Origin of the sequence: Sinomonas sp. G460-2 (genome assembly GCF_047759905.1) — a bacterium.
In the GTDB taxonomy this organism is placed as follows: domain Bacteria; phylum Actinomycetota; class Actinomycetes; order Actinomycetales; family Micrococcaceae; genus Sinomonas.
Genome location: NZ_JBKZWT010000230.1, coordinates 1 through 5,826, shown reverse-complemented (window position 1 = coordinate 5,826; position 5,826 = coordinate 1). Strand labels below are relative to the sequence as shown.

At 70.1% G+C, this 5,826-nt stretch carries 7 protein-coding genes; 3 read left to right on the top strand and 4 right to left on the bottom strand.

What is annotated here, in order from left to right:
* Both ACLN58_RS16680 and ACLN58_RS16675 read left to right on the top strand, forming a co-directional pair.
* On the top strand, positions 1 to 344 hold a 344-nt coding region (locus tag ACLN58_RS16680; protein WP_415856374.1), incomplete at its 5' end, for an NTP transferase domain-containing protein.
* A 105-nt stretch (positions 345 to 449) separates the two neighbouring features.
* The gene (locus tag ACLN58_RS16675; RefSeq protein WP_415856373.1) at positions 450 to 1,139 is read left to right on the top strand and encodes an SGNH/GDSL hydrolase family protein; all 690 of its coding nucleotides are present in this window, start codon (positions 450 to 452) and stop codon (positions 1,137 to 1,139) included.
* A 3-nt stretch (positions 1,140 to 1,142) separates the two neighbouring features.
* On the opposite strand, the gene ACLN58_RS16670 is transcribed toward ACLN58_RS16675, so the two are convergent.
* The 4 genes from ACLN58_RS16670 to ACLN58_RS16655 all read right to left on the bottom strand — a co-directional run bounded on the left by ACLN58_RS16670 (position 1,143) and on the right by ACLN58_RS16655 (position 5,197).
* Positions 1,143 to 1,799, bottom strand: a complete 657-nt coding sequence (locus ACLN58_RS16670; protein WP_415856372.1) for a GntR family transcriptional regulator — start codon at positions 1,797 to 1,799, stop codon at positions 1,143 to 1,145.
* Between the two features lie 118 nt (positions 1,800 to 1,917).
* Positions 1,918 to 2,871 carry a transketolase family protein gene (locus ACLN58_RS16665; RefSeq protein WP_415856375.1) on the bottom strand — a complete coding sequence of 318 codons (954 nt, stop codon included), beginning with the start codon at positions 2,869 to 2,871 and terminating at the stop codon, positions 1,918 to 1,920.
* 44 nt (positions 2,872 to 2,915) lie between these two features.
* Positions 2,916 to 3,836, bottom strand: a complete 921-nt coding sequence (locus ACLN58_RS16660) for a transketolase (RefSeq protein ID WP_415856371.1) — start codon at positions 3,834 to 3,836, stop codon at positions 2,916 to 2,918.
* Between the two features lie 20 nt (positions 3,837 to 3,856).
* On the bottom strand, positions 3,857 to 5,197 hold the full coding sequence (locus ACLN58_RS16655) for an MFS transporter (RefSeq protein WP_415856370.1): 1,341 nt from the start codon (positions 5,195 to 5,197) through the stop codon (positions 3,857 to 3,859).
* Between the two features lie 192 nt (positions 5,198 to 5,389).
* Between ACLN58_RS16655 and ACLN58_RS16650 the strand changes: the two genes are divergently transcribed.
* Positions 5,390 to 5,826, top strand: a 437-nt coding sequence (locus ACLN58_RS16650) for a sugar phosphate isomerase/epimerase family protein (RefSeq protein ID WP_415856369.1), incomplete at its 3' end; no start/stop codon positions are given.

Below are 5,826 nucleotides of genomic sequence, written 5' to 3'. Positions count from 1 at the left end.
CCTGGGCGGATGGCGTGGGCGCGTCGCTCGGCGCGGCCCTCGACGCTCTTGCGAGCCTCGACGGGCCCGTGGCCGCGGTCGTGACCCTCGTCGACCTCCCCCACCTCGTGCCCGAGGCCTTCACGCGGATCACGGGCAGCGAGATCGGGCCGTCCTCGCTGCGCCGCGCCGTGTACGACGGCGCGCCGGGACACCCCGTGCTCTTGGGCAAGGACCATTGGGGGCCGCTCCGCGCGAGCCTAGCGGGCGACGTCGGCGCCGGACCCTATCTGCGCGCCCACCGCGCGGAGCCAGTGGACTGCACGGGGCTCGGCGGAGACGACGACGTCGACGTCGCGCCGTAGCGAGAGGCCCCGACTTTCGCGCTCCGGGCGTGCGTACGGAATACTTGTCCCGAAACGACATCGGCGCTGAAGTTCGCCGGGCGGGTGAAACCAGCGGAGGGCGCAGTGGCGAGCAGCGATCACGCCCGGTCCACGCGGCGCGGCCAGACGCGCGCCATCGTCGTCACGATCGCCGGAATCGCCCTCATCGTCTTCGCGTCCGTCGCAAGCGCGGGGCTTCTCCCGAGCCGCGAGCGGCTCGTGGTGGTCGGAGACTCGCTCAGCACCGGGCTCGGGACATCCGCGGCCGCCTCGTGGCCGGTGCTGCTTGAGCGCGCCGAGGAGTCTGGGCCGGAAAAGCTCGAGGTGGTCAACGCCGCCGAAAACGGCAGCGGCTACGTCACACCAGGCGACGACGGCGACACGTTCGGCGCCGAGGTCATGCAGTTCGTGAACGAGGACACGAAGGTGGTGCTCTTCTTCGGCTCGGACAACGACCTCGGCAGCACCCCGGCACAGATCACCGATGCCGCGACGACCGCGTTCCAGGCCGCGCGCGCCAAGGCCGCGCCCGATGCGCGGCTCATCGTCGTGGGGCCCCCGGCCTACACGATTCCGCCGGATGGCGACCTCGTCTCGATCCGGGACGCGCTCCGCACGGCCGCGGACCGCTCAGGGGCGGCGTTCGTCGACCCGATCACGGAGGTCTGGATCGCCGAGCACACGGACGAGCTCATCGGTCCCGACGGAGAGCACCCCACGGCGGCGGGCCACGAACGCCTGGCGCAGCTCATGGAGAACGTTCTCGAGCGGTGACCGTCAGTCCACGAGCGTGCGGGCGGCGTCGTCCATGTGGTCGATGATGGTCTGGCGGGCCAGAGCCGCGTCGCCAGATTCGATGGCGTTGACGATCTCGCGGTGACGGTCGATCCCCATGTTCGTCATGGCCCGCTCGGGCCCGGCGAACATGATCGACATGCGGATCGAACCCTCAAGCGATTCCCACGAATGCACGAGCGTCTCGTTGCCGCCGAGGCGGCAGAGGAGCCGATGGAACTCGAGATCCGCCTCGATCCGGTCCGCGAAGTCGCGGTCCGCGGCGTCCTCCATCGCCTCGATGGCCGCCCGCAGCTCGCCCACCGAACGCGCGCGGCGGGGCTGCTCGATGAGGGTCCGCGCAGCGAGCGATTCGAGGGCCCCGCGAACGGCGAAGATGTCGCGGATCTCCTTCGCGTCGAGGTGCCGCACGCTCAGGCGTCCGCGCGCTCCCGCGGAGACGAGCCCCTCCTGCTGAAGCTGGCGCAGGGCCTCGCGAAGGGTCCCGCGGCTGATCTGGAGCATCTCGGACAGCTCGGTCTCCACGAGGTGGCGGCCGGGCTCGAGGTCTCCCGAGGTGATCGCACGGCGCAACGCCACGAGGGCCTGCTCACGCAGGCTCGTCTTCTCCAGCCCCAGCAGGGCCGCGGTCGCAGCCATGTGCGCTCCCCTTGTGTCGACCGTCGCCTGGGCAACGGGTGTGTCAACTGTCATCATAGGCGCGCCGGGTCCGGGAGCATCCCAGGACCCGGCGCGCCGCCATTCCCCGAACCGAACCTCAGCCCAGCTCGGCGAGGATCCGCTCGACGATGCGGCTCTTCGAGAGCCCGTACCGGTCATGCAGCGTGGGCAGTGCCCCCGCGTCGAGGAACTGGTCCGGGAGGCCGATGGGCACCACACGGCGCGCCACGCCCCGCCGGACGAGGGCGGACGCGACGGTCTCGAAGAGCCCGCCGAGAACGGTGTGGTTCTCGAGCGTGAGGGCAAGCCGATCGCCCGCGAGTTCACTCACCACGGTCTCCTCGTCGAACGGCTTGAGCGTTGGCGTGTGCACCACCGCGACGTCCACGTGGTGCGCCGCGAGTGCCTCCGCTGCCTGAAGGGCGCGCATGGTCATGAGCCCGGAGGAGATCAGCACCACGTCGCGGCCGCCCCGGAGGACCTTGGCCTTGCCGAGTTCGAACGAATAGTCGTACTCGTCGAGGACGGACGGCACCTTCCCGCGCAAGAGCCGCAGGTACGTCGGCCCCGGTGACGCCGCGAGCTGCGGGACCGCCTGGGCGATGTCGACGGCGTCGCACGGATCGACGATCGTCAGGTTCGGCACGCCACGGAAGATCGCGACATCCTCGGTGGCCTGATGGCTCGGGCCGTAGCCGGTGGTCAGGCCCGGGAGCCCGCCGACGATGTTGACGTTGAGCTCGGGCTCCGCGATGTCGAGGCAGATGAAGTCGTACGCGCGCCGGGCCGCGAACACCGCGTACGTCGACGCGAAGGGCACGAGGCCCGCCTGCGCCATGCCGGCCGCCGCGCCAAACAGGAGCTGCTCCGCCATGCCCATCTGGAAGAATCGCTCGGGGTGGCGCTCCGCGAAGAGGTGCATGTCCGTGTACTTGCCGAGATCCGCGGTGAGCCCCACGATCCGCTCGTCGCGCTCGGCGAGCTCCGCGAGCGCGTGCCCGAACGGCGCCGAGGTGGTCCGCTGGCCCGGATCGGCGAAGGAGGCAATCATCGCCGACGTCTTGAGCTTGGTCGCCTGGGGCGCGGCCGCCGTCGTCACTGGGCCACCTTCCGGTTCGTGTCGAGCCGCGCGCGGTAGCCCGCGGTGAGCTGCTCCTGGCAGATGGACCATTCGTGTTCCTCGATCCGCATGAAATGCGCCTTCTCCCGCTCCTCGAGCAGGGGCACGCCGCGGCCCACCTTCGTGTCGCACAGGATCACGGAAGGCGCGCCATGCCCGCCGTCGTGCGTTGCCGCCTCTGCAGCGATCGCGTCGAACGCGCCGAGGAGGGCCCCGACGTCGTTCCCGTCAACCCGCTGGACCCGCCAGCCGCACGCGGCCCACTTGTCCGCGACGGGCTCGGTGCGCAGCACCCCCGCGGTCGGGCCATCCGCCTGGAGCGCGTTGAGATCGACGACGGCGGTGAGCCCCCCGAGGCGGTGGTGGGCCGCACCCATGGCGGCCTCCCACGTCGACCCCTCGTCGAGCTCGCCGTCCGAGAGGAAATTCACGACGCGCGCGGCGTTGCCCCGGGCGCGGAGGCCCAGCGCGAGGCCGACGGCGATCGTGAGGCCGTGCCCGAGGGAACCACCGGAGATCTCCATGCCGGGCGTGTAGGTGGACATGCCGGACATCGGGAGCCGCGAATCGTCCGAGCCGTACGTCCCGAGCTCCTCGACGGGGACGATTCCGGCCTCGGCGAGCGCGGCATAGAGCCCGATCGCGTAGTGCCCGGTCGACAGCAGGAACCTGTCGCGGCCGTCCCACTCAGGGTCCTCAGGGCGGTACGTCAGTTGGTCGGTGTAGACGGCCGCGAGGATGTCCGCGGCGCCGAGGGCCTGGCCCACGTAGCCCTGACCCTGCACCTCCCCCATCGCGAGCGCGTGCTGGCGGATCCGGTACGCCGCGGCCTCGACAGCGACGCGGCGCTCTGCCGGCGTGGCCTCGGCCTTCGGTGCGAGTGTCGATGTTGTCATCGCTGAGTCCTTCGAATCCTTCAGTGGGAGTGCGCGGGCTCGGGGGTCTCGGCCGAGATCCGCTCGGCGGCCTCGCGCTCCTTCGGGCCCCAGGTTTCGCGGGTCACGAGCGCGGCCCAGAGGCCGATCGCGCCATAGACGCTGAACGGGAGGGCCGGGCCGACCCAGCCGAAGCTCACGAACAGGAGCGTGGTGATGAACGGGGTGAAGCCCGAGACCATGGCCGAGATCTGGTAGGCGAGCGACGCGCCGGAGGAGCGGGTCTTGGCCTGGAACAGCTCAGGGAACCACGCGCCCTGAGAACCGGCGAGGGAGTTCTGGCACACCGCGTACGCAACGACGATCGTGGCCACGATGAAGAAGAACAGGCCCGTGTTGACGAGGAGGAACATCGGGACGCCGAACACGACGGCGAACGCGCAGGACCACACGTAGACCGGACGGCGACCGACCCTGTCAGTCAGGGCGCCCCACTTCCACGTGGCGAGGATGCCGATCGCGGCGGCGATGCACAGGGCGATGAGCGTCTGGTTCTTGTCCGCGAGCTTGGCCGAGTTGAGGTACGAGATCATGTACGTCACGGACACGGCGTAGCCCGCCGTCTCGGCGATGCGCAGGCCAATCCCGCGCAGGATGTTGCGCCAGTCCTCGCGGATGACCTCCACGATGGGCGCCTTGACGATGTCGCCGCGCTCCTTGACGTCCTCGAACACCGGGGACTCGGGAACCTTCGAGCGGATCACGAGGCCGACGATCACGAGCGCAAGGCTCGCGAGGAACGGAATACGCCAGGCCCACTCGTCGCCGAGGTGGACGCTGAAGAGGAAGACGAGATTGGCCAACAGGAGGCCGACGGGGAAGCCGGCTTGGACGATGCCGGTCACGGCGCCCTTGCGGCGCCACGGCGCGTGCTCGTAGCTCATGAGGATGGCACCGCCCCACTCGGCCCCGAACGCGAGGCCCTGGATGATGCGCACGGTCGCCAGCAGTGCCGGGGCGAGCAGCCCCGCCGCGGCGTAGGTGGGCAGCAGGCCGATCGCGAACGTTGCGAGGCCCATGATGATGAGTGAGGTGACGAGGACGGGCTTGCGGCCTAGCCTGTCGCCCAGATGGCCACCGATGATGCCGCCGAGGGGGCGCGCCGCGAACCCGACGCCGAGCGTCGCGAACGAGGCAAGGGTGCCCGTCACGGGATCGGCGCCCGGGAAGAAGGCGTGGTTGAAGTAGAGGGCCGCCGCGGTGCCGAAGCCGATGAAGTCGTAGGTCTCGATGACGGCGCCCACGGAGGAGCCAATGGCGACGCGCTTGGCGTCCTTGGTGCCGTGGACCGGGCCGCGCATGGCCAGAGCCTCATTGCTCATTGCTGTTCCTTCCAGTATCGACAGGATCGGCGCGGGCATGCTTCCCGCGCCATCCGCTCTGTCGACAGTCGACATGATATGCCAGTGTGCGGCGTGTCACGACTCACTGTCAACCGTCAACCTTCGAGGTTGACTGTTAACAATTAACAGCCGTACTGTGGTGTGCATCTCTTCCCCGGAAAGGCGACGACGATGTACCACTCCCGGCTCGGATGCTCCTCGATCAGCTTCCGCCACCTCGACCTCCCCGCTGCCCTCGCGACGATGACCCGCGCGGGCTTCGAGGAGATCGATCTCGGTGCCCTCCCGGGCGTCTGCGACCACGTCCCCTACACGCTGGACCGCGCCGCCGTCGCCTCAGTCGCGGCGGATGTGGCCAGCAGCGGACTCCGCGTCAGGTCCGTCAACGGAGACATCGGCGACCTCAACGTTCCGCTCGACGCCGAGGCGCGGCGAGAGCGCGCCGAACACCTCGACCGTCTCCTCGACCTCACCGCGGCCGTCGGCGCAGAGGCGCTCGTGCTCCCGTGCGGCGCCCTCGACCACGAACCCGTCGCCGAGCTGGACGCCGACCTCGACCGCGTCGCGGAGGAACTCGGCAGCGCGGCCCATGCGGCCCACGAGCGCGG

Bases quoted from the DNA above. Each gene is read 5' to 3' on its own strand.
- ACLN58_RS16670 (WP_415856372.1), bottom strand. From the start codon at position 1,799: ATGGCTGCGACCGCGGCCCTGCTGGGGCTGGAGAAGACGAGCCTGCGT.
- ACLN58_RS16665 (WP_415856375.1), bottom strand. From the start codon at position 2,871: ATGATTGCCTCCTTCGCCGATCCGGGCCAGCGGACCACCTCGGCGCCG.
- ACLN58_RS16660 (WP_415856371.1), bottom strand. From the start codon at position 3,836: ATGACAACATCGACACTCGCACCGAAGGCCGAGGCCACGCCGGCAGAG.
- ACLN58_RS16655 (WP_415856370.1), bottom strand. From the start codon at position 5,197: ATGAGCAATGAGGCTCTGGCCATGCGCGGCCCGGTCCACGGCACCAAG.